The organism is Mycolicibacterium doricum (genome assembly GCF_010728155.1).
Taxonomy (GTDB): Bacteria; Actinomycetota; Actinomycetes; order Mycobacteriales; family Mycobacteriaceae; genus Mycobacterium; species Mycobacterium doricum.
The window spans coordinates 3,324,969-3,345,263 of the sequence record NZ_AP022605.1 but is presented as its reverse complement, the minus strand read 5'-3'; the positions used below and the strand labels follow the sequence as shown (position 1 = coordinate 3,345,263).

Annotated in this window: 22 protein-coding genes and 1 pseudogene; 16 read left to right on the top strand and 7 right to left on the bottom strand. The window is 68.9% G+C overall.

Annotated elements, in window-relative coordinates; all coding sequences use genetic code 11:
- Nucleotides 1-221 precede the first annotated feature (221 nt).
- Complete coding sequence (locus tag G6N07_RS16360; RefSeq protein WP_085188344.1) at nt 222-1,250, top strand: TerC family protein; 1,029 nt, start codon at nt 222-224, stop codon at nt 1,248-1,250.
- Between the two features lie 117 nt (nt 1,251-1,367).
- On the opposite strand, the pseudogene G6N07_RS21095 reads toward G6N07_RS16360, so the two are convergent.
- From G6N07_RS21095 to G6N07_RS16340, 4 genes and pseudogenes are all read right to left on the bottom strand, one after another.
- Nucleotides 1,368-2,028 (bottom strand): annotated as a pseudogene (locus tag G6N07_RS21095) (hypothetical protein).
- 32 nt (nt 2,029-2,060) lie between these two features.
- Entirely contained in the window at nt 2,061-3,071 is a 1,011-nt protein-coding gene (alc, locus tag G6N07_RS16350; RefSeq protein ID WP_085188346.1) for an allantoicase, read from the bottom strand.
- A 22-nt stretch (nt 3,072-3,093) separates the two neighbouring features.
- Nucleotides 3,094-3,615, bottom strand: a complete 522-nt coding sequence (locus G6N07_RS16345) for a 2-oxo-4-hydroxy-4-carboxy-5-ureidoimidazoline decarboxylase (protein WP_085188348.1) — start codon at nt 3,613-3,615, stop codon at nt 3,094-3,096.
- An 83-nt stretch (nt 3,616-3,698) separates the two neighbouring features.
- A complete protein-coding gene (locus G6N07_RS16340) occupies nt 3,699-4,187 on the bottom strand; it encodes an inorganic diphosphatase (RefSeq protein ID WP_085188350.1) in 489 nt (162 codons plus the stop codon).
- Between the two features lie 126 nt (nt 4,188-4,313).
- Between G6N07_RS16340 and dacB the strand changes: the two genes are divergently transcribed.
- The 4 genes from dacB to hpt are packed head-to-tail and all read left to right on the top strand — an operon-like array spanning nt 4,314 to nt 8,315.
- Nucleotides 4,314-5,702 carry a D-alanyl-D-alanine carboxypeptidase/D-alanyl-D-alanine endopeptidase gene (gene dacB, locus G6N07_RS16335; protein ID WP_085188351.1) on the top strand — a complete coding sequence of 463 codons (1,389 nt, stop codon included), beginning with the start codon at nt 4,314-4,316 and terminating at the stop codon, nt 5,700-5,702.
- A complete protein-coding gene (locus G6N07_RS16330; RefSeq protein WP_085188573.1) occupies nt 5,699-6,742 on the top strand; it encodes an Rv3626c family coenzyme F420 biosynthesis-associated protein in 1,044 nt (347 codons plus the stop codon). Before dacB ends, G6N07_RS16330 begins: the two co-directional genes overlap by 4 nt.
- Nucleotides 6,721-7,683, top strand: coding sequence for a tRNA lysidine(34) synthetase TilS (tilS, locus tag G6N07_RS16325; RefSeq protein ID WP_085188353.1), 963 nt, complete (start codon nt 6,721-6,723; stop codon nt 7,681-7,683). Before G6N07_RS16330 ends, tilS begins: the two co-directional genes overlap by 22 nt.
- A gap of 47 nt (nt 7,684-7,730) precedes the next feature.
- Nucleotides 7,731-8,315, top strand: a complete 585-nt coding sequence (hpt, locus tag G6N07_RS16320) for a hypoxanthine phosphoribosyltransferase (protein WP_179959997.1) — start codon at nt 7,731-7,733, stop codon at nt 8,313-8,315.
- A gap of 26 nt (nt 8,316-8,341) precedes the next feature.
- On the opposite strand, the gene G6N07_RS16315 is transcribed toward hpt, so the two are convergent.
- Together G6N07_RS16315 and G6N07_RS16310 are read right to left on the bottom strand one after the other, a co-directional pair.
- Entirely contained in the window at nt 8,342-9,067 is a 726-nt protein-coding gene (locus G6N07_RS16315) for an SIMPL domain-containing protein (protein ID WP_085188575.1), read from the bottom strand.
- Nucleotides 9,068-9,077: 10 nt separating this feature from the next.
- Nucleotides 9,078-9,383: a hypothetical protein gene (locus tag G6N07_RS16310; protein WP_133055518.1), complete on the bottom strand. Its 306-nt coding sequence runs from the start codon at nt 9,381-9,383 to the stop codon at nt 9,078-9,080.
- Nucleotides 9,384-9,575: 192 nt separating this feature from the next.
- On the opposite strand from G6N07_RS16310, the gene ftsH reads away from it, so the two are divergent.
- From ftsH to G6N07_RS16255, 11 genes are all read left to right on the top strand, one after another.
- Complete coding sequence (gene ftsH / locus G6N07_RS16305) at nt 9,576-11,918, top strand: ATP-dependent zinc metalloprotease FtsH (RefSeq protein ID WP_085188359.1); 2,343 nt, start codon at nt 9,576-9,578, stop codon at nt 11,916-11,918.
- Nucleotides 11,919-11,964: 46 nt separating this feature from the next.
- On the top strand, nt 11,965-12,570 hold the full coding sequence (gene folE / locus G6N07_RS16300) for a GTP cyclohydrolase I FolE (protein ID WP_085188577.1): 606 nt from the start codon (nt 11,965-11,967) through the stop codon (nt 12,568-12,570).
- Nucleotides 12,567-13,394, top strand: a complete 828-nt coding sequence (gene folP / locus G6N07_RS16295) for a dihydropteroate synthase (RefSeq protein WP_085188361.1) — start codon at nt 12,567-12,569, stop codon at nt 13,392-13,394. Before folE ends, folP begins: the two co-directional genes overlap by 4 nt.
- Nucleotides 13,391-13,768 (top strand): dihydroneopterin aldolase, encoded by a 378-nt coding sequence (folB, locus tag G6N07_RS16290; RefSeq protein WP_085188363.1) that lies wholly within the window; start codon nt 13,391-13,393, stop codon nt 13,766-13,768. Before folP ends, folB begins: the two co-directional genes overlap by 4 nt.
- Complete coding sequence (folK, locus tag G6N07_RS16285) at nt 13,765-14,295, top strand: 2-amino-4-hydroxy-6-hydroxymethyldihydropteridine diphosphokinase (protein WP_085188364.1); 531 nt, start codon at nt 13,765-13,767, stop codon at nt 14,293-14,295. Before folB ends, folK begins: the two co-directional genes overlap by 4 nt.
- Nucleotides 14,295-14,774 (top strand): DUF3180 domain-containing protein, encoded by a 480-nt coding sequence (locus G6N07_RS16280; protein WP_085188367.1) that lies wholly within the window; start codon nt 14,295-14,297, stop codon nt 14,772-14,774. Before folK ends, G6N07_RS16280 begins: the two co-directional genes overlap by 1 nt.
- Before the next feature lie 76 nt (nt 14,775-14,850).
- Nucleotides 14,851-16,056 carry a DUF6779 domain-containing protein gene (locus tag G6N07_RS16275; protein WP_085188579.1) on the top strand — a complete coding sequence of 402 codons (1,206 nt, stop codon included), beginning with the start codon at nt 14,851-14,853 and terminating at the stop codon, nt 16,054-16,056.
- An 83-nt stretch (nt 16,057-16,139) separates the two neighbouring features.
- The gene (locus tag G6N07_RS16270) at nt 16,140-17,081 is read left to right on the top strand and encodes a Rossmann-like and DUF2520 domain-containing protein (RefSeq protein ID WP_085188369.1); all 942 of its coding nucleotides are present in this window, start codon (nt 16,140-16,142) and stop codon (nt 17,079-17,081) included.
- Nucleotides 17,078-18,019, top strand: a complete 942-nt coding sequence (gene panC, locus G6N07_RS16265) for a pantoate--beta-alanine ligase (RefSeq protein WP_085188370.1) — start codon at nt 17,078-17,080, stop codon at nt 18,017-18,019. Before G6N07_RS16270 ends, panC begins: the two co-directional genes overlap by 4 nt.
- Nucleotides 18,019-18,441, top strand: coding sequence for an aspartate 1-decarboxylase (gene panD / locus G6N07_RS16260; protein ID WP_085188581.1), 423 nt, complete (start codon nt 18,019-18,021; stop codon nt 18,439-18,441). Before panC ends, panD begins: the two co-directional genes overlap by 1 nt.
- 24 nt (nt 18,442-18,465) lie before the next feature.
- Nucleotides 18,466-19,266, top strand: a complete 801-nt coding sequence (locus G6N07_RS16255) for a type III pantothenate kinase (protein ID WP_085188372.1) — start codon at nt 18,466-18,468, stop codon at nt 19,264-19,266.
- 133 nt (nt 19,267-19,399) lie between these two features.
- Here G6N07_RS16255 and trxA read toward each other — a convergent pair whose 3' ends face one another.
- Nucleotides 19,400-19,897, bottom strand: a complete 498-nt coding sequence (gene trxA / locus G6N07_RS16250; RefSeq protein WP_085188583.1) for a thioredoxin — start codon at nt 19,895-19,897, stop codon at nt 19,400-19,402.
- Nucleotides 19,898-20,295: the final 398 nt, after the last annotated feature.

Genomic DNA, 20,295 nt, shown 5'->3' with positions numbered 1-20,295 from the left:
CAATTCCGTCAAGGCGGGTATCCACGGTCCGAACAGGTTTATCGGACCCCGATTGGCCTCGCCGGTGACGGCCGGGCACAATCTGCGCTGGAGGGGAGTATTCCTTCGCCGCGGTGTCGTCACTACGTCGTCCATCACTGGGCGGCCGGTGCTGCGGGCCGACACGCGTACTGCGTCGGCGGAAGAGACCTCCGGCGTATTCGACGACCGGAGGTACACGAGTGAACGTTTCCGCCCTGGAGTGGGGCATCACCATCGCGGTCACGGTGGCGGTCCTGCTGTTCGACGTGGTGGCCATAGCGCGGCGCCCACACGAACCCTCGATGAAGGAGTCGTCGATCGCGCTGTCGGTCTACGTGTCTCTGGCCATCGCGTTCGGGGTGTGGGTATGGGTGTACCACGGCGGGGACTACGGCCTGGAGTTCTTCGCCGGCTGGCTCACGGAGTACAGCCTGTCCGTCGACAACCTGTTCATCTTCATCATCATCATGGCCAGCTTCAACGTGCCCAAGAAATATCAGCAGGAAGCGCTGATGGTGGGCATCGTCCTCGCCCTGATCTTCCGCGGCATCTTCATCGCGCTCGGCGCGGTGGCGATCAACCAGTTCTCCTGGGTGTTCTACATCTTCGGCCTGTTCCTGGTGTACACCGCGTGGAATCTCGCCCGCGACACCGGCCACGAAGACGATGGCGACAACGCGGTGGTCAAGTTCGCCCGCAACCACCTGGCGCTCACCGACAAGTGGGACGGCCTGAAGCTGTGGATCAGACAGGACGGCAAGCGGCTGATGACACCGATGTTCCTGGTGATCGTGGCGCTGGGGACCACCGACCTGATCTTCGCGCTGGACTCGATTCCGGCCATCTTCGGTCTGACGCAGGAACCGTATCTGGTGTTCACCGCCAATGTGTTCGCCCTCATGGGTCTGCGGCAGCTGTTCTTCCTGCTCGGCGGTCTGCTCAAACGGCTGGTGTACCTGTCGCAGGGGCTGGCGTTCATCCTGCTGTTCATCGGCGTGAAGCTCGTCCTGCACGCCCTGCACGAGAACGAGCTACCCTTCATCAACGGCGGTGAGCATGTGCCGGTGCCAGAGATTCCGACTCTGCTCAGCCTGGTCGTCATCGTCGTCACCCTCGTCGTCACGACGGTCCTGAGCCTGATGAAGACCCGGGGTAAGGGCACCGACGCGGTCGGTGAGGCGCAGGACAAGATCGAGGACGACGGCGAGAAGTCCTTCGGCTCCCCCTGATTCCAACCGTCAGACCCGCATCGGCCGCCGCCGAGCGTGACCTCGGTGGGACGCGGTCGGCCCTCAGGTGATCACCGCGGGTTGGGCGCGGCGGACATACCACCTGCTCCTGCGGCGTCAGGCGTAGGGACTCAGCGACAGCACAGCGACGTCCGGTGGCGCACCGATTCGCACCGGAAGACCCCAAAGCCCACGCCCCGACTCACATACAACTGGGGCCGTTCACCGTCGACAGCCCCGCAAGGGCCGGTTGCACGGCACTGACCGCATAGTGGAACGGCCACATCTGCCCTCCGGGGGTGTGCCCGGACAGCTGCAGGTCCACCCCCGCGGGGGACCGAGCGCGGTGGCTACCCCCACGCCGACAGGCGCACCGAGGCCGCGCCCGCGGCGACGGCGCCGGCTCTCGCGGGGAATATCCGCTGGTTGAGCCCGGCGTCCACCGGCGGCTCGGTCGACTCCTCGGCGGGCGGTGCGGTACGTGTCGTCCAGCCACGAATGGGCAGCCGCACCGGCTCGACCACCAGGAGCGACAAGAACAGGTAGCCGGCCAGCCCGAACCAGAGGTAACCCGGCCAGGTGAACCACTCCGACTCCCGCACTCCCAGCACCCCGGGTACGACCAGCGTCGCGAACAGCAGCGCGAACAGATCGAGCAGGACGGCGGTGAGGATCCGCCGGACACCCCCGCCCGGGTGGTGTCCTTGACCAGCCGCTTGCCCAGGTAGAGACGGATCAGCGCAAGTATTGCAACGAGGATGATGATGAAAACGAGGATGACGATGAAAACGAGGATGACGATGAAACATGTCAGCCGGACAGACTCCACCGCTCCGACGCGGCGCGGAGCCCGTCGTCGGTGAGCCGCCCGAACAACCGCAGCCGCGCCATGCCGCCGTCCGGGAAGACGTCGAGCCGCGCCTCGGTCACCGGCCGCTCGGACTCGATGAGGAACCGGTGGCGCGTATCTGGCTGCAACGCCACCTCGTCCAGCAGTTCGAACCATCGGCCCTCGGCGTCACATCCCCGCAGCCGCGCGGACTCGGGCGCGTTACCGATGAAGTAGGACGTGTCGAGTTCGGCGAAACCCAACACCCCCTGCGCCGCCAATCGCACCTGCACCCAGTCGTTTCCGGCGTCGCGGCGCCGCGATGTCTCCCATCCGTCGCCCATGGTGCGCGCCGTGCCCGGCAGCAGCAGATTGTTCGGTGAGCTGTAGAACATGTTGGAGCAGCCCGTGATCCGGCCGCCGTTGTCCAGCGCCGCCAGGTCGAGCGGCAGCTCGGCGAACTGCGGGTCCAGCAGCCCCTCACCGTGCACACGTAGCCGGGCAACGCCGCCGTCGGGGTGGATGGACAACCGCACATGCGACCAGCGGCGGCCCGAGGTCACCTCGAACGGATTGCGGGTGTCGCCGTCGACCGGGCTGCGTTCCACGATGGTGGTCCAGTGGCGCTCGACCAGCTCACGGGCCGAGGGATGGCCGGCAACGTAGGCGGCCTCGACCGACACCTCCGGTGGGTAGTTGCCGGTGAACCAGGCTGTATCGACGACGACGCCGCGCACGACACCGGGCACACCGAGCCGCACGATCGCCGCATCGCAGGACTCCCGGTCCGCCCCGCGGCTGCGGCGCGTCTCCCACCCGTCGTAAACCTGACCCTTGTGGCCGAAGGTCGCCGGCCGGTGTTCGGCCGGCGCCGGAACGATCAGGTTCTCCTTCTCGGCGAACAGTTCGTCGTTGGCCCACACCACTGCGCCGCCGGCCGCGCGCGAAGCCAGATCGGGCAGCGAGAGGAAATGGGAATGTGCGGTGCTCACCCGCGCAGCGTAGGCGAGCAGCTCACCAGTTGTGGTAGCCGCCTTCGGGGCCGAGCATCCGTCCCAACCGGGTGCGGTTGATGCGCGCCAGTTCGTTGCGCACCACCTTGCGTTCGGTGTCGACGTCGTTGTGCAGGCGGTCAGTCATCGCGGCCAGCACGTCCTGCGCACCCTGGTCGTTGACCAGCATCACGAAGCCGAAGCCGAAGTGCTCCAGGTAGCGGCGCGAGGCCGCCCTCAACTGCGCCATCACTTCGGGCCGCTCGTCGAACACCGCGCATTGTTCGGCGGCCGACTTCGCGCTACCGGGGCGGCGGCCGATGTCCGGATGCGCCTCGAGGATGGAATCGATCGACTCCTCGGACAGTGCGAAGAGCAGCGCGTCCGCCTTGCGGAACAGCGCGTCGTGGTTCTCGTACGGCCGGCCGCGGGCCAGATCAGCCGCCAATGGCACGCTGTAGCAGCACTCGTACACCGCGTGGATGGCACGGCGGAACGGCATGGCGTTGTAGGCCGCGAGGCCAATGCCCTGGTGCAGAAGCATGGCCCAATGGTGCGAGCGTCAAACCACGACCGCGTTACGCCGTGTTACAGCGGCGAAAATTTACGTCCGCGTTCTTTGTCGAACTAGTGGCCTTCGGTTTTGAACCGCTCGAACGACCGTTGCACCTCGGCCTCGGCGGCATCGCGGCCGGTCCAGTCGGCGGCCTGCACGTACTTGCTTGGTTCGAGGTCCTTGTAGTGGACGAAGAAGTGCTTGACCTCTTGGAGCACCTGTTCCGGGACGTCGGCGAGGTCGTTGACGTGGTCCCAGCGCTTGTCGCCCGCGGGCACGCACAGCACCTTGTCGTCGCCGCCCGCCTCGTCGGTCATCTGGAACATCGCCACCGGGCGGGCATCGACGATGCAACCCGGGAACACGGACTCGGGCAGCAGCACCAACGCGTCGAGGGGGTCGCCGTCCTCGCCCAGCGAGTTCTCGATGAAGCCGTAGTCGGTCGGATACGCCATCGACGTGTACAGGTAGCGGTCCAGCTTGAGCCGGCCGGTCTCGTGGTCCACCTCGTATTTGTTGCGTGACCCCTTGGGGATCTCGATGACGACCTCGAACTTCACCGCTGTCGGCTCCTTCGTCTGTGTACGCACCGGGTCGTCGGGTGACGACGACGCGGGTCCACAGTAAACGAGCGATACGCTGCTGCAGGAGGGGTGGCGGTCACCCCCTTCGAGCGCAGGAGAGTTATGCGGCCCACCGGGTGGCGGCGATCGACCCACATGCTGCTCGCGCTGGCCGTGCTGGTGCTGGTGACGGTCGTCGTCGCGGTCACCGCGGTGCTCGCTATCGGTAGCGATTCCGATGCACAGGCCGCCAAACCCCAGCCGCCGCCGGCCACCGCGAAGCCGGCCGTCGTGCCGGTCTCCGAATCCGCGCCGACACCGACCAATGCCGGTCTCGCCGCCGCGCTCGCACCCGCCCTGGCCGATCCGAACCTCGGCAATCTGGCCGGCCGCGTCACCGACGCGATCACCGGCGACCGGCTGTGGGAGCAGCGCGCCGGCGTGCCGATGCAGCCGGCCTCCACGAATAAGATGCTCACCGCCGCGGCGGCGCTGTTGACGCTGGACCGAGACGCCCGGCTGACCACCACGGTGGTGGCCGGTGACCAGAAGCGGGACCCGGGATTGGTGGTGCTCCAAGGTGGCGGCGATCCGACTCTGTCCGCGGCCCCCCGCGGCACCGACACCTGGTACCGGGATGCCGCCCGGATCAGCGAGCTCGCCGACCAGGTGCGGCGCAGCGGGATCGAACCCACCGCCGTCGCTGTCGACACCAGCGCCTACACGGGGCCGGAGATGGCGTTCGGCTGGGATGCGCTGGACATCCCCGGCGGCGACATCGCGCCGATGGTGCCGATCATGCTCGACGGTGGCCGCACGCAGCCGGTCAGCGAGGAGTCGCGGCGCTCACCGACCCCCGCCGCCGACGCCGGACGCGCGTTGGCCACCGCCCTGCGCATCGACCCCGCGACGGTGACGGTGCTGCCAGGGCCCTACCGCGGCGGTCGGCAGATCGCGGCCGTGCAGTCACCGCCGCTGATGGAACGGCTGCGTGTGATGATGAACCTCTCCGACAACGTGGTGGCCGAGGCGATCGGCCGCGAGGTGGCCGCCCAGCTCGGCCGCCCGCAGAGCTTCGAGGAAGCCGCCAAGGCGGTGCTCGGGCAGCTCCGTGAGGTCGGCATCGACACCACTGGCGCGCGGCTGTTCGACTCCAGCGGGCTGTCGGTCGACGACCGGCTGACCGCGCTTACGCTCGATGAGGTGATGACGGCGGCCGTGGGCGAAGACCATCCCGAGCTGCGGCCGCTGGTGGATCTGCTGCCGATCGCCGGGGGTAGCGGGACGCTGTCCAACCGCTACCTCGACACCGCCACGGGCCGCGAAGCCGCCGGCTGGCTGCGCGCCAAGACCGGGTCGCTGACCGCAACGAACTCGCTGGCCGGCATCGTCACCGACGCCCGCGGCCGGGTGCTCACGTTCGCACTGATGTCGAACGACGCCGGCCCGAGCGGACGCACCGCGCTCGACGCCCTGGCCGCCACGCTGCGCGCCTGCGGGTGCGGCTCGTGAACGCGTCGTCCGCTGAGTTCACGGTCGGGCGCACAGTGGACTGGCGGTTCGCCGCCACCGTCGGCGCCAAGCTCGCGCGGCCAGGTCCGCCCGCCACCGACTACACCCGCCGCCAGGCCATCGAGCAGCTCGCCACGGCGTCGCGGGGGGCCGAACTGCCCGTGCGTGAGGTCACCGGGCTCAATGAGGGCAACGCCGTCACCGAGGCGCGGATCGTCGACCGTCCCGACTGGATCCGGGCCGCGTCGCAGTCGATGCGGACGATGACCGGCGGCACGGACCGGCCGAGCAGTTTTCTGACCGGCCGCGTCACCGGCGCCCAGACCGGGGCGGTGCTGGCGTTCGTGTCGTCGGGCATCCTCGGCCAGTACGACCCGTTCGCCGACGGCGGTGGTGAACTGCTGCTGGTGTGGCCCAACGTGATCGCGGTGGAACGCCAACTGCGGGTGTCTCCCGAAGACTTCCGGCTCTGGGTGTGCCTGCACGAAGTGACCCACCGCGTCCAGTTCCGGGCCAACCCGTGGCTGGCCGACCACATGGCGGCGGCGCTCGCGGTCCTGACCAGAGACGTCGGCGAGGACGTCACCGAGGTGGCCGCGCGGCTGGCGGGATACGTGCGCAACCGGCACGCGCACACCCACCCGGACTCGACCGGCGTGCTCGGCTTGATGCGCGCGGTGCAGGCCGAACCGCAACGGCGCGCGCTCGACCAGCTATTGGTGCTCGGCACCCTGCTCGAAGGACACGCCGACCACGTGATGGACGCGGTCGGCCCGGCCGTCGTGCCGTCGGTCACCACCATCCGCGCCCGCTTCAACCAGCGGCGGCAGCGCAGACAGCCGCCGGTGCAACGCATCCTGCGCGCGCTGCTCGGCGTCGATGCGAAGATCAGCCAGTACACCCGCGGTAAGGCCTTCGTCGACCATGTCGTGGCGGAGGTCGGGATGGAACGGTTCAACACCATCTGGTCCGGGATTGAAACCCTCCCGCTGCCAACAGAAGTCGACGAGCCGCAGCGATGGATCGACCGCGTGCTGTAGCCGGGCTGCGCGCCGAGGTGGCCCGGTTCGCCCGCAAGCACCTGGCCGGCGCGCAGCGCTGGTGTGTGGCGCTGTCCGGCGGACCAGATTCGCTGGCGCTCACCGCGGTGGCCGCCGACCTCCTGCCCACCACCGCGCTGATCGTCGACCACGGGCTGCAGCCGGATTCGGCCGCCGTCACCGACGCCGCGCGGGGCGAGGCGCTGCGGCTCGGCTGCGCTGACGCGCGGGTGCTGCGCGTGAGCGTCGGCACCTCGGGAGGGCCGGAAGCCGCCGCGCGGACGGCCCGGTACGACGCGCTGCGTGCCGCGCACGGGGACGCTCCGGTGCTACTCGGCCACACTCTCGACGACCAGGCGGAGACGGTGCTCCTCGGGTTGGGTCGCGGCTCGGGTCCGCGTTCCATCGCGGGTATGCGGGTGTGCGACCCGCCCTGGTACCGCCCCCTGCTGGGGGTGCGGCGTGCCGTGACCGTCGCCGCCTGCGCCGACCTCGGCTTGCGACCGTGGGCCGATCCGCACAACCGAGACCCCCGGTACACCCGCAGCCGGCTGCGCGCCGAGGTGCTGCCGCTGCTCGAGGACGTCCTCTCCGGAGGAGTGGCCGAGGCGCTCGCCCGCACCGCCGCGGCGCTGCAGGAGGACAACGACACCCTCGACACGCAGGCCGACCTCGCGTTGGCCGACGTGGCGTGCGGCGCTGGACTCGACGCTGCGCGGCTGGCGAAACTGCCTGCCGCCATCCGACGCCGGGTGATCCGAAGCTGGCTGCTGGCCGGGGGCGCCCGAGGGTTGTCCGACCCCCAGATCCAGGGCGTCGACGCACTCGTGAGCGCATGGCGGGGACAGGGCCCAGTGGCGGTCCCCTCCAACTCGGTGCGTCAGCGCCTGATCGCCGCGCGTCGCAACGGGATGCTCACCCTGCATCGTGAGCCGATCTAAGATCAGCCGCGTTGGTTCCGGCGGTGACGGCATGGCACGCTGTGGGCGTGCCTGCGCATAGACCTGAGCTGTACGAGGGCGACATCAAGTCAGTGCTGCTTTCGGAGGAACAGATCCAATCCCGCACGGCGGAATTGGCCGCGCAGATCGCGGAGACCTACCGCACCGCCATCGGCGAGAGCGGTCAGGATCTGCTGCTGGTCACGGTGCTCAAGGGCGCCGTCATGTTTGTCACCGACCTGGCCCGCTTGATCCCGCTGCCCACCCAGCTCGAATTCATGGCCGTCAGCTCGTACGGTTCGTCGACCTCGTCGTCGGGTGTGGTGCGCATCCTCAAGGACCTCGACCGAGACATCAACGACCGCGACGTGTTGATCGTGGAGGACATCGTCGATTCTGGTTTGACGCTGTCGTGGTTGCTGCGCAACCTGGCCACCCGTCAGCCGCGGTCGCTGCGGGTGTGCACGTTGCTGCGCAAACCCGATGCCGTGCGCGCCGCCGTCGCGATCGAGTACGTCGGCTTCGACATCCCCAACGAGTTCGTCGTGGGGTACGGCCTGGACTACGCCGAGCGCTACCGCGACCTGCCCTACATCGGCACCCTCGAACCGAAGGTCTACAGCGGTGACTGATCGGACGAGGCCGGGTTGGTCGCGGGTCAGTCGAGCTCCCAGATCACCGTCACGCTGAACCCGACGGTCTGCCGTCCCGGCTCGAGCGGCACCGCCATGGCCGCCTCGCCGCGCGGCATGGGGTTCGGCGGTGTCGAACCGGGTGACTCCGAGATGGACACGACGTTGCCGAGGTCGGAGCCGGACAGCTGGGCGTACTGCTCGGCGCGGTTCTTGGCGTCTTCGAACGCGCGGGCCCGGGCGTCCTGGATCAACTGCGAATCGTCCTCGATCGAATAGTTGACCGAATTGACGCGGGTCGCGTCACCGCCGATGCTCGCGATCAGCGCCAGTGCCTGCGACGCCGTACTGAGGTCGCGGATCTTGACGTCGATCGAGTTGCTCGCGCGGTAGCCGATGATCTCGGTGCCCTCGGCGCCGAACTGCGGTTGCAGGCTGACCTGTGTGGTGCTGACGTCCTCGCGGGAGATACCCGCGTCGACCAGCGCATCGATCACGGCCTGCTGGCGTTCACCGGACTGGTTCATCGCCCCGGTGACGTCGGGAGCGATCGCCTCCATCGCGACGCCGGCGGTCAGCGTGTCCGGGATGCCCTTCACCTCGCCGGATCCGACGACCGTGACCTGTCGGGTGTCCGCGGATCCGGTTGCCGCCGGACCCGAGGTGGCGTCACACCCGGCCACACCGCCCATCGCCACGGCCGCGGCGACGAAGGTGAGTAACCGGGTCTTCGCGCGCGCAGAGATCGGCATGCGAGGCACCCTACCGTCGGCGGCCACCACGTTTTGCATCTCTGTCGGGCCGCGACAGCGAGGTGGAGGCGTGGCCCACGCCGTCGAGACCGTCGATCGCGCCTTCGGCGATGGCCGTCAACGTGCTCACGAACCTCCGCGGATCATAGGCGAGCACGATGTGGATGGAATCCGCGGCCGCGCTGCAGGGACTGACGCGGGTTGCGGCCGAGGTCGGCGTCGACGACACCGCTGGTCGCGCAGGAGTACGCCAGTTCCCTCCGGCAAGCCGTCGGACTTCATCCACGGTTCCCTCCGGCAAGCCGTCGGACTTCATCCACGGTTCCCTCCGGCAAGCCGTCGGACTTCATCCACGGTTCCCTCCGGCAAGCCGTCGGACTTCATCCACGGTTCCCTCCGGCAAGCCGTCGGGAACAACCAGACGTTGGTCTAGCGGTAGCCTGAACTATCCCAGCTGCACGTATCGGAAGGACGTGGCCGGCAGACACCATCGCGGGCCTAGGAGAAGATGAACCGAAAAAATGTGATCCGCACGCTGATCGTGATCGCGGTCGTGCTGTTGCTGGGTTGGTCGTTCTTTTATTTCAGTGACGACACCCGTGGATACAAGCCCGTCGACACCTCGGTGGCGATCGCGCAAATCGACAGCGACAACGTCGAGAGCGCCCAAATCGACGACCGAGAACAGCAGCTGCGGCTGGACCTGAAGAGCGGTAACGGCGACACCCAGGACAGCGACAAGATCCTCACGAAGTACCCGACGGGGTACGGGGTCACGCTGTTCGAATCCCTGCAGGACAAGAACGCCAAGATCAACACGGTCGTCAACCAGGGCAGCGTGCTGGGGTCACTCCTCGTCTACATGCTTCCGCTGCTGTTGCTGGTCGCGTTGTTCGTCTTCTTCTCACGGATGCAGACCGGCGGCCGGATGGGCTTCGGCTTCGGCAAGTCGAAGGCCAAGCAGCTCTCCAAGGACATGCCCAAGACCACGTTCGCTGACGTCGCGGGTGCCGACGAGGCCGTCGAAGAGCTCTACGAGATCAAGGATTTCCTGCAGAACCCGAGTCGATACCAGGCGCTGGGCGCCAAGATCCCCAAGGGCGTACTGCTCTACGGTCCGCCCGGCACCGGTAAGACACTGCTGGCCCGCGCCGTTGCCGGCGAGGCCGGCGTGCCGTTCTTCACCATCTCCGGCTCCGATTTCGTCGAGATGTTCGTCGGTGTCGGCGCCTCCCGCGTGCGCGACATGTTCGAGCAGGCCAAACAGAACAGTCCCTCCATCATCTTCGTCGACGAGATCGACGCGGTCGGCCGGCAGCGTGGCGCCGGTATGGGTGGCGGACACGACGAGCGCGAGCAGACCCTCAACCAGCTGCTCGTCGAGATGGACGGCTTCGGCGACCGCCAGGGCGTCATCCTGATCGCAGCGACCAACCGCCCCGACATCCTCGATCCCGCCCTACTGCGGCCTGGCCGGTTCGACCGGCAGATCCCGGTCACCAGCCCAGACCTCGCTGGACGCCGCGCCGTGTTGAAGGTCCACTCGCAAGGCAAGCCGATGGCGCCCGATGCCGACCTCGAAGGGCTGGCCAAGCGCACCGTGGGGATGTCCGGTGCCGATCTCGCCAACGTCATCAACGAGGCCGCGTTGCTGACCGCGCGCGAGAACGGCACGGTCATCACCGGTCTCGCGCTCGAGGAGGCCGTCGACCGAGTGGTCGGCGGGCCCCGCCGCAAGAGCCGCATCATCAGTGAGCACGAGAAGAAGATCACCGCCTACCACGAGGGCGGCCACACCCTGGCCGCCTGGGCGATGCCCGACATCGAGCCCATCTACAAGGTGACGATCCTGGCCCGCGGCCGCACCGGTGGCCACGCGGTCGCCGTCCCCGAGGACGACAAAGGCCTGATGACCCGCTCGGAGATGATCTCCCGGCTGGTGTTCGCCATGGGTGGCCGTGCCGCGGAGGAACTGGTGTTCCGCGAGCCCACCACCGGCGCGGTGTCCGACATCCAGCAGGCCACCAAGATCGCCAGGGCGATGGTGACCGAGTACGGGATGAGCTCCAAGTTGGGCGCGGTGCGGTACGGCACCGAACACGGCGACCCGTTCCTCGGCCGCACGATGGGCACGTCGCCGGACTACAGCCACGAGGTCGCGCAGATCATCGACGACGAGGTCCGCAAGCTCATCGAGGCCGCCCACACCGAGGCGTGGGAGATCCTCACCGAGTACCGCGACGTCCTCGACACGCTCGCCGGTGAGCTTTTGGAGAAGGAGACGCTGCACCGCGCCGAACTCGAGGCCATCTTCGGTGAGGTGAAGAAACGCCCGCGTCTGACCATGTTCGACGACTTCGGTGGCCGGGTGCCGTCGGACAAGCCGCCGATCAAAACCCCTGGCGAGCTGGCGATCGAGCGCGGCGAGGAGTGGCCGCAGCCCAAGCCGGAACCCGCTTTCAAAGCGGCGATCGCCGCAGCCAGCAAGGCCGCCGAAGAAGCCGCCCGAAAGAATGGCTCCAACGGCACCAACGGGTCCCCGAACGGGGCGCCCAATGGTGTGACGCAGCCCGACTACGGTGCCCCCGCCGGCTGGCACGCGCCCGGTTGGCCGCCGTCGCAGCAGCCGCCGGGGCAGCAAGGTGGCTACTGGTATCCGCCGCCTCCGCCTCCGCCGCCGAACCCGGGTTGGGGCGACCCGCGGCGGCAGCAGCCCTATCCGCCGTACCAGCACTACCCCCATCCCGGACACGGACCGCAGGGTGGCAATGCGCCCGGCGATCCGCAACAGGAGCGGGGAGGCGACGGCGACCGTCCAGGTGACCGTCAGCACCCGCCTGCGCAGAACTGACAACTTCACACGGGAGTTCACACGGGAGTTCACACGGGAGGCATCGATGACGCGGGCGTACGGTTCGGCGACGGTCAAGATCGCCGAGTTCGACCAACCGCGCGCCGAAGCCGCGGTGCGCGAACTGCTGATCTCGGTCGGGGAGGATCCGGACCGCCCGGGGCTGGTGGACACCCCGGCTCGGGTCGCGCGGGCGTACCGGGAGATGTTTGCGGGCCTCTACACCGATCCCGATGACGTCCTCAACACCACCTTCGACGAGCAGCACGACGAGATGGTGCTGGTCAAGGACATCCCGATGTACTCAACATGCGAGCACCACCTCGTGGCGTTCCACGGGGTGGCGCACGTCGGATACATCCCGGGCGTCGACGGCCGGGTGACGGGGTTGTCGAAACTCGCGCGGGTTGTCGACCTGTACGCGAAGCGGCCGCAGGTCCAAGAGCGGCTGACCGGCCAGGTCGCCGACGCGCTGATGCGCAAACTCGACCCTCGCGGAGTGATCGTCGTCATGGAAGCCGAACACCTCTGTATGGCCATGCGCGGTGTACGCAAGCCCGGCGCCACCACCACCACCTCCGCGGTCCGCGGCCAGTTCAAGACCGACAAAGCTTCGCGGGCCGAGGCGCTGGATCTGATCTTGCGCAAGTGAGCGCCAACGCGGTGCAGGTGGTGGGGGTCGTCAATGTCACCGACGACTCCTTCTCCGACGGCGGCCGGTTCCTCGATCCCGGCCACGCCGTCGCACACGGGATGGCGCTGGCCGCCGAGGGCGCGGCGATCATCGACGTCGGCGGCGAGTCGACCCGGCCGGGCGCCACCCGGGTCGCCCCGGATGTCGAAGCCGCCCGGATCATCCCGGTGGTCGAAGCGCTCGCCGCGGCGGGGATCACCGTGAGCATCGATACGATGCGCGCCCGCGTCGCGAGTGCCGCCCTCGACCACGGCGCCGCGATCGTCAACGACGTGTCCGGCGGCCGGGCCGATCCGGACATGGCTCGGGTGGTCGCGGACGCCCGGGTGCCGTGGATCCTGATGCACTGGCGGTCGGTCGCCACCGAGCGCCCACACCAGGTGCCGGTGTACGGGGACGTGGTGGGCGAGGTGCGCGCGGAACTGCTGGCCAGTGCGGACGCCGCGGTCACCGCAGGCGTGGATCCGATGAACCTGATCATCGACCCGGGCCTAGGATTCGCCAAGACCGGACAACACAACTGGGCGCTGCTGCACGCGCTGCCCGAGCTCGTGGCGACGGATATCCCGGTACTGGTCGGAGCGTCACGCAAACGGTTCCTCGGTGCGCTGCTCGCCGACGCCTACGGCGCGGTGCGTCCCCCCGACGGTCGGGAGACGGCCACCGCGGTGATCTCCGCGCTGGCCGCACTACACGGGGCGTGGGGTGTACGGGTGCACGACGTGCGTGCCTCGGTCGACGCCGTGAAAGTGGTGGGGGCCTGGGAGGGAGGTGGGCAGTGACTGACCGGATCGAGCTGCGCGGGCTGGCCGTACGCGGCAACCACGGCGTCTTGGACCACGAGCGCCGTGACGGTCAGGACTTCGTGATCGACCTGACCGTGTGGCTCGACCTGAAGGCCGCGGCGTCCAGCGACGACCTGGACGACACCGTGGACTACGGCGCGCTCGCGCAGCGCGCGTACGACATCATCTCGGGCCCGCCGCGCGATCTCATCGAGACGGTCGCGGCGGAGATCGCCGAGGACGTCATGAAGGATCCACGCGTCGAGGCCGTCGAGGTGGTGGTGCACAAACCGCAAGCGCCGATTCCGCTGAACTTCGCCGACGTCGCAGTGGTGGCGCACCGGACGCGCGGACGTGAGGAGCGCACGTGAGCAGGGTCGTGCTGTCCATCGGGTCGAACGTCGGTGATCGCCTGGCGCGGCTGCAGTCGGTCGTCGACGGTCTCGGGTCGGCGGTACGCTCGGTGTCACCGATTTACGAGACCGAGGCGTGGGGCGGTGTCGAACAGGGGGCGTTCCTCAACGCGGTGCTGATCGCCGACGATCCCGACCGGGACTGCCATGGTTGGCTGCGCCGGGCACAGCAGCTCGAGCAGGCGGCCGCCCGGGTCCGCGGGCAGCCGTGGGGGCCGCGCACGCTCGACGTCGACATCATCACCTGCCACGACGGGGGCATCGAAATGCGTTCCGGCGCCGCGCAACTGACGCTGCCGCATCCGTACGCGCATCTGCGGGCGTTCGTCCTGATGCCGTGGCTGGCGGCCGAACCCGATGCGACGTTGACGGTGGCGGACACGACGCGGCCTGTCGCACGGTGGCTCGAGGAACTCGACCCCGCCGAGCCTGCGGGCGTGCGGCTGACCGACCTGGCACTGCGCACGGAGATCGTGGCCGACTGATGGGCCCGACCCGTAAACGCGACCTTGCGGCCGCGGTTCTCATCGCGGGCATCGGCGGGTACTTCGCCGCGCTGCTGGCCTATCCGAGGCTGTTCCCGCCTATCACCGTGTTCACCGGCTTACCGCTGCTCGGCGTCGCCGTCGCGATTGCGGCGTGGGGGGTCAACGTGCGCAACAAAATCCGCGACGGTGAGATCGGCGACGGTCCCGGCCGCCTGCATCCGCTGGCGGTGGCCCGCTCCGTCGTGATCGCGAAGGCGTCGGCATGGGTCGGCGCCCCGGTTCTCGGCTGGTGGGCGGGGGTCCTGGTGCAGATCTTGCCGCAGCGCGGCGCACTGCGGGCGGCCGGTGCGGACACGCCGGGTGTGGTGATCGCGGCGGTCAGCGCACTGGCGCTGACGACCGCCGGTCTCTGGCTGCAGAATTGCTGCAAGTCGCCGCCCGAGCGGCCCGAGGACCCCGACACACCGGCGGCCTGAACAGCTCCCCGAGGTGGGCAGTGGAATCGCCGCGCGGGTCGACACGCTCGGTGACCTGTGGCGGTACAGTCGGCCCATGACTGTCCTGCCCCGCGGACCGCGCGCCCGGCGCGGCAATCGCAGGCCGGGCTGGATGCTGCTGACAGTGTTGCTGGTGCTGGCGATCGCGGCAAGTTCTGCGCTGGTGTTCACCAACCGGGTGGAGTTGCTGAAACTCGCTGTCATCCTGGCTTTGTGGGCGGCGGTGGCCGCGGCGTTCGTCTCGGTGATCTATCGCCGGCAAAGCGATCAGGACCAAGCCAAGGCGCGCGATCTCAAACTGGTCTACGACCTCCAACTGGACCGCGAAATCTCGGCGCGCCGCGAGTACGAGCTGACGGTGGAGACACAGCTGCGCCGAGAACTGGCCAGCGAACTGCAGGCGCAGGCCGCTGACGAGGTGGCCGCCCTGCGGGCCGAACTCGCCGCGTTGCGAACCAATCTGGAGATTCTGTTCGACACCGACCTGGCGCATCGACCGGCGATCGAGCACGACCGCACCACCGTGCGCGCCTACCGCGATTGGGCGCCGGACACCGAGACCACCGGTCGTGTGAGCAGCAGCAGGCTCGACGAGATGCTCCGCAACGCCGACGTCGGGCAGAGCGAGTCGCGCACCGAGGAAAGCCCCATCATCGACGTGCCCGCCGAACCGCATCCGCCCGAACCAGATGTGGCGTCACCGCCCCCAGGGTTCGGCGGTGCCCACCGCCGCCCCTCGGAAGCGAAACCCCAGACCCAAGAAGAGCCGCGCCCTCGGCGGCGCCGTGCGGAAGAAGCGTCCCTGCCAGGGGAGGCGCCGGCGTGGGCGGCTCCCGCCGCCGCGCCGAGCCCGCCGCCGCGTCGCGAGCCGACAGGTGAGCCGCTCTTACAGCCCGACCCCGACCCCGACACCAATCCAGGAATCTCGCGGCTGTCGGAGCCCCCCGTCGCGTGGGAGCGGCCCGCGCACGCCCAGGAGCCGCCGCCGGAGTACGTCGGACGACGGCGCGCGCAGGAACCCCCGACCCCGCCGCCGCCCGAACCGCGCCGCGGCAGGCACTCCCCGCCGGGCGACGGCGGCGAGGCCGAGTCCGCGGTGCCGAGGTCCGGGCCTGTGCAAGGTCCACAGGAGACTGCCGACGAGGCGCACGCCCGGCGTCGGCGCAGCCTCGAGGACACCGGCGGTCAGTCCGTCGCCGAATTGCTCGCGCGGCTGCAGGCCAACCCCACCGGCGGTGGTCGTCGGCGCCGCGAGCCGTGAGCTAATCTGCTAGCGACCGTCCGGTACCCGAGCACGAAGGACCGGAACGTAACGAGAACTCAAGACTTGCGAGGTCGCCGGTAATGGAGCAGCCCTCAGTACCGTCGTGGGGTCCGCCCGACGGACTCCGCCCGGCTCGGCTGTCGGTCGGCATCATCTCCGCCGGCCGGGTGGGCACCGCGTTGGGTGTCGCGCTGGAGCGCGCCGGCCACGTCGTCGTCGCATATAGCGCCATCTCGCAGGCTTCCCGCCGGCGTGCCCAGCGCCGACTGCCCGACAGTGCGGTGATGCCGATCCACGACGTCGCGGGCCGTGCCGAATTGCTGCTGCTGGCGGTTCCCGACGCCGAACTGGCCGCGGTGGTCTCCGGTCTGGCCGCCACCGGCGCGGTCCGGCCCGGGGCGATCGTCGCGCACACCTCCGGTGCGAACGGGGTCGGCGTCCTCGCGCCGCTCGGTGAACGCGGGTGCACACCGCTGGCCATCCACCCGGCCATGACCTTCACCGGAGCTGACGAGGACGTCGCTCGGTTGTCCGACGCGTGCTTCGGCGTGACCGCCGCCGACGACGTCGGATACGCGATCGCGCAGTCGTTGGTGTTGGAGATCGGCGGCGAGCCGTTCCGGGTTCGTGAAGACGCCCGCCCGCTGTACCACGCGGCGCTGGCGCATGCAGGTAATCACGTCACCACTGTGATCCTCGACGCCGTCGAGGCTCTGCGGTCCGCACTGTGGGGCCAGGAGCTGTTGGGTCAAGAACTCGTCGGGGACACACCGGGTGGGATCGCCGAGCGCGTGATCGCCCCACTGGCCAGGGCATCGCTGGAGAACGCGCTGCAGCGCGGTCAGGCCGCCCTGACCGGTCCGGTGGCGCGTGGCGACGCCCCGGCGATCGGTGCGCATCTGCGTGCGCTCGCCGAGGTGAACCCCGAAATCGCAGAGGCGTATCGGACCAATTCCCGGCGTACCGCGCAGCGGGCGCACGCATCCGACGACGTGTTCGCGGTCCTGGCGGCGCAGTCATGATCACCCGCCGGCCGGCACAATTCGCCAGAGGCCAACTCAACGTCTACCGGACTCCGCGTGACGTCGCCGACGTGTCCCGCGCACTGCGAACCACGGGGCGCCGCGTGGTCCTCGTCCCGACGATGGGGGCGTTGCACGAAGGTCACCTGAAGCTGGTCCGGACCGCCAGACGGGTGCAGGGTGCGGTGGTCGTCGTGTCCATCTTCGTCAACCCGCTGCAGTTCGGACCGGGGGAGGACCTCGACGCCTATCCACGCACCCTCGACGACGACCTCGCTGCCCTGCGGGAGGAGGGTGTAGAGATCGCGTTCACCCCCACGGTCGCCGACATGTATCCCGACGGCACCCGGACGTCGGTTCATCCCGGTCCGCTCGGCGACGAGCTCGAAGGAGCCTTGCGCCCAGGGCACTTCGCGGGGGTTCTCACGGTGGTGTGCAAGCTGCTGCAGATCGTGCGGCCCGACCGGGCGCTCTTCGGGGAGAAGGATTACCAGCAGTTGGTGCTGATCCGGCAAATGGTGACCGATCTCAACATCGATACCCAGATCGTCGGTGTGCCGACGGTCCGCGAGGCGGACGGCCTGGCCCTGTCGTCGCGCAACCGCTACCTCGACGAGGTCGAGCGCGAACACGCCGGCGCCCTTTCGGCCGCCCTGTTGGCCGGGATGTACGCCGCGTCCAACGGTGCGGCGGCCACGCTGGACGCCGCGCGCGCCGTCCTCGACGAGGTTCCCACCATCGACGTCGACTACCTGCAGCTTCGTGATCCGATGCTGGGACCGGCGCCGTACGAGGGGGCGGCTCGCCTGCTGGTGGCGGCGCGCCTCGGCCGGACCAGGCTGCTCGACAACATCGCCGTCGACATCGGCGCCTCGGGCGGTATCGACGGCCACCCCCGCGTCGGGTCTCCCGACCATCAACTGCCATGGAGGAACTGATGCTTCGCACGATGCTGAAGTCGAAGATCCATCGAGCCACCGTTACGCAGTCTGATCTGCACTACGTCGGCTCTGTCACCATCGACGCCGAGCTGATGGACGCCGCCGACCTCATCGAGGGTGAGCAGGTCACGATCGTGGACATCGACAACGGCAATCGATTGGTGACCTACGCGATCACCGGCGCCCGCGGCAGCGGTGTGATCGGAATCAACGGCGCCGCAGCGCACCTTGTGCACCCCGGGCATCTGGTGATCGTGATCGCCTACGGCACCATGGAGGACGCCGAGGCACGCGAATATCAGCCGCGGGTGGTCTTCGTCGACGCCGACAACAGGCAGGTCCACCTCGGCAGCGATCCAGCCCTGGTACCGGACACCGCCGACGGCCTGATGTCACCCCGGAGAGCAGGAACGAAGTGACCCGAGAGATGACGAGGTAGCGAAGTGCTGCTCGCCATCGACGTCCGCAACACCCACACCACCGTCGGGCTGATCTCCGGAGCCGGCGACCATGCGAAAGTCGTCCAGCAGTGGCGTATCCGGACCGAATCCGAAGCCACCGCCGACGAACTCGCGCTGACCATCGACGGTCTGATCGGTGACGACTCGGAGCGCCTCACCGGTGCCGCCGGGCTGTCCACGGTGCCATCGGTGTTGCAGGAGGTCCGCCTGATGCTCGAACAGTACTGGCCGTCGGTTCCGCACGTGATGATCGAACCGGGTGTCCGCACGGGCATCCCGCTGCTGGTCGACAACCCCAAGGAGGTCGGTGCGGACCGGATCGTCAACTGCCTGGCGGCCTACCACCGGTTCGACAGCGCCGCGATCGTCGTCGACTTCGGCTCATCGATCTGCGTCGACGTCGTCTCGGCCAAGGGGGAGTTCCTCGGAGGTGCGATCGCGCCCGGAGTGCAGGTGTCCTCGGATGCGGCAGCGGCCCGGTCGGCGGCCTTGCGCCGCGTCGAACTGAGCCGGCCGCGGTCGGTGATCGGGAAGAACACCGTGGAGTGCATGCAGTCCGGCGCTCTGTTCGGATTCGCCGGGCTGGTCGACGGTCTGGTAAACCGAATCCGCGAAGACGTCGACGGGTTCTCCGGCAACGACGTCGCGGTGGTCGCCACCGGTCACACCGCACCGCTGGTGCTTCCGGACCTGCACACGGTCGCGCACTACGACCGTCACCTCACCCTCGACGGCCTGCGGTTGGTCTTCGAACGCAACCGGGAGGGCCAGCGACGACGTTAGGACTGTGCACGCGGCTGGCCGAGCCGGGCTCCCACCGATTCGCGCGACGAGCCAGAAGGTGGGTGCTGCAGCGGGTGAAGGGAGCAGCCCAACCTCCACAGTGGCTCAGGTCATACCGGCACCTCCCGGCCTCCTACCGGTCAACCTCGCTGAGCTGGCCGTCCACCCAGTTCTGTAGCTGTGCCAGCGGTACGGCGCCGGCGAGGCGGCCGATCTCGCGACCGTCGCGGTGCAGCACCAGCAGTGGGATGCCTTGCACGTGGAAGCGGGCAGCCGACGACGGGGCCTGATCGACGTTGAGTTTGACGATCTTGAGCCGGCCGGCACGTTGCTGTGCGAGTTTTTCGAGGTTGGGGGCCATTGCGCGGCAGGGGCCGCACCACGGTGCCCACAGGTCCACCAAGACGGGTACCGACGACTGCAACTCGGCGTCGAACGTGGCCGCTGCAGCCTCCACCAGCCAGGGCAGCGGTCGGTGACAGGATCCGCAACGTGGCGTTCCCCGAGGGGTGGGGCGGACGCGGTTGGACTTCCCGCAGTGCGGGCAACGGACGACCGAGGCCGCCGAGTCGGCGGCGGCATGGTCCCCGGTCGTCGTCTTTCTTGCGAATTCTTTCTCGCCCGTGCTCATGTCACCCATGCTGGTCATTCTTCGTCAAGATCGCTATGCACACAGTGGTTCAACGCTCGGATTCCGAGAGTGCTGGTTCACATTCTTCGACAATTCGAGGCGCGCAGCCATTCCCGATGGCGACGCGGGCTTGGCTGCTCCACCGGCCGCGTCATCGCGCTGCGGTGATGCGGGCCCAGCCTTGCGCCCGGCGGTCACCGGCACCTGGCCGGTCTGGAACGCCGCGGCCAACCACTCGACCGCGCTCCGCGCGGCCAACCGCTCGACCGCGCTCCGCGCGGACTCCCGCAGATCTGCGCGGGCGAGGCGCCCCACCATTCGGCGGGAGTCCCTTGAACCGCCAGTCGAGCGCCTGATCAGCTAGCGCGGCGACGGCGTCGTGATCGATGCGGCTGCGC

Bases quoted from the DNA above. Each gene is read 5' to 3' on its own strand.
- G6N07_RS16345 (WP_085188348.1), bottom strand. From the start codon at position 3,615: ATGCTTCTGCACCAGGGCATTGGCCTCGCGGCCTACAACGCCATGCCG.
- dacB (WP_085188351.1), top strand. From the start codon at position 4,314: ATGCGGCCCACCGGGTGGCGGCGATCGACCCACATGCTGCTCGCGCTG.
- tilS (WP_085188353.1), top strand. From the start codon at position 6,721: ATGGATCGACCGCGTGCTGTAGCCGGGCTGCGCGCCGAGGTGGCCCGG.
- G6N07_RS16315 (WP_085188575.1), bottom strand. From the start codon at position 9,067: ATGCCGATCTCTGCGCGCGCGAAGACCCGGTTACTCACCTTCGTCGCC.
- G6N07_RS16310 (WP_133055518.1), bottom strand. From the start codon at position 9,383: ATGAAGTCCGACGGCTTGCCGGAGGGAACCGTGGATGAAGTCCGACGG.
- ftsH (WP_085188359.1), top strand. From the start codon at position 9,576: ATGAACCGAAAAAATGTGATCCGCACGCTGATCGTGATCGCGGTCGTG.
- folE (WP_085188577.1), top strand. From the start codon at position 11,965: ATGACGCGGGCGTACGGTTCGGCGACGGTCAAGATCGCCGAGTTCGAC.
- G6N07_RS16280 (WP_085188367.1), top strand. From the start codon at position 14,295: ATGGGCCCGACCCGTAAACGCGACCTTGCGGCCGCGGTTCTCATCGCG.
- G6N07_RS16275 (WP_085188579.1), top strand. From the start codon at position 14,851: ATGACTGTCCTGCCCCGCGGACCGCGCGCCCGGCGCGGCAATCGCAGG.
- G6N07_RS16270 (WP_085188369.1), top strand. From the start codon at position 16,140: ATGGAGCAGCCCTCAGTACCGTCGTGGGGTCCGCCCGACGGACTCCGC.
- panC (WP_085188370.1), top strand. From the start codon at position 17,078: ATGATCACCCGCCGGCCGGCACAATTCGCCAGAGGCCAACTCAACGTC.
- panD (WP_085188581.1), top strand. From the start codon at position 18,019: ATGCTTCGCACGATGCTGAAGTCGAAGATCCATCGAGCCACCGTTACG.
- trxA (WP_085188583.1), bottom strand. From the start codon at position 19,897: ATGAGCACGGGCGAGAAAGAATTCGCAAGAAAGACGACGACCGGGGAC.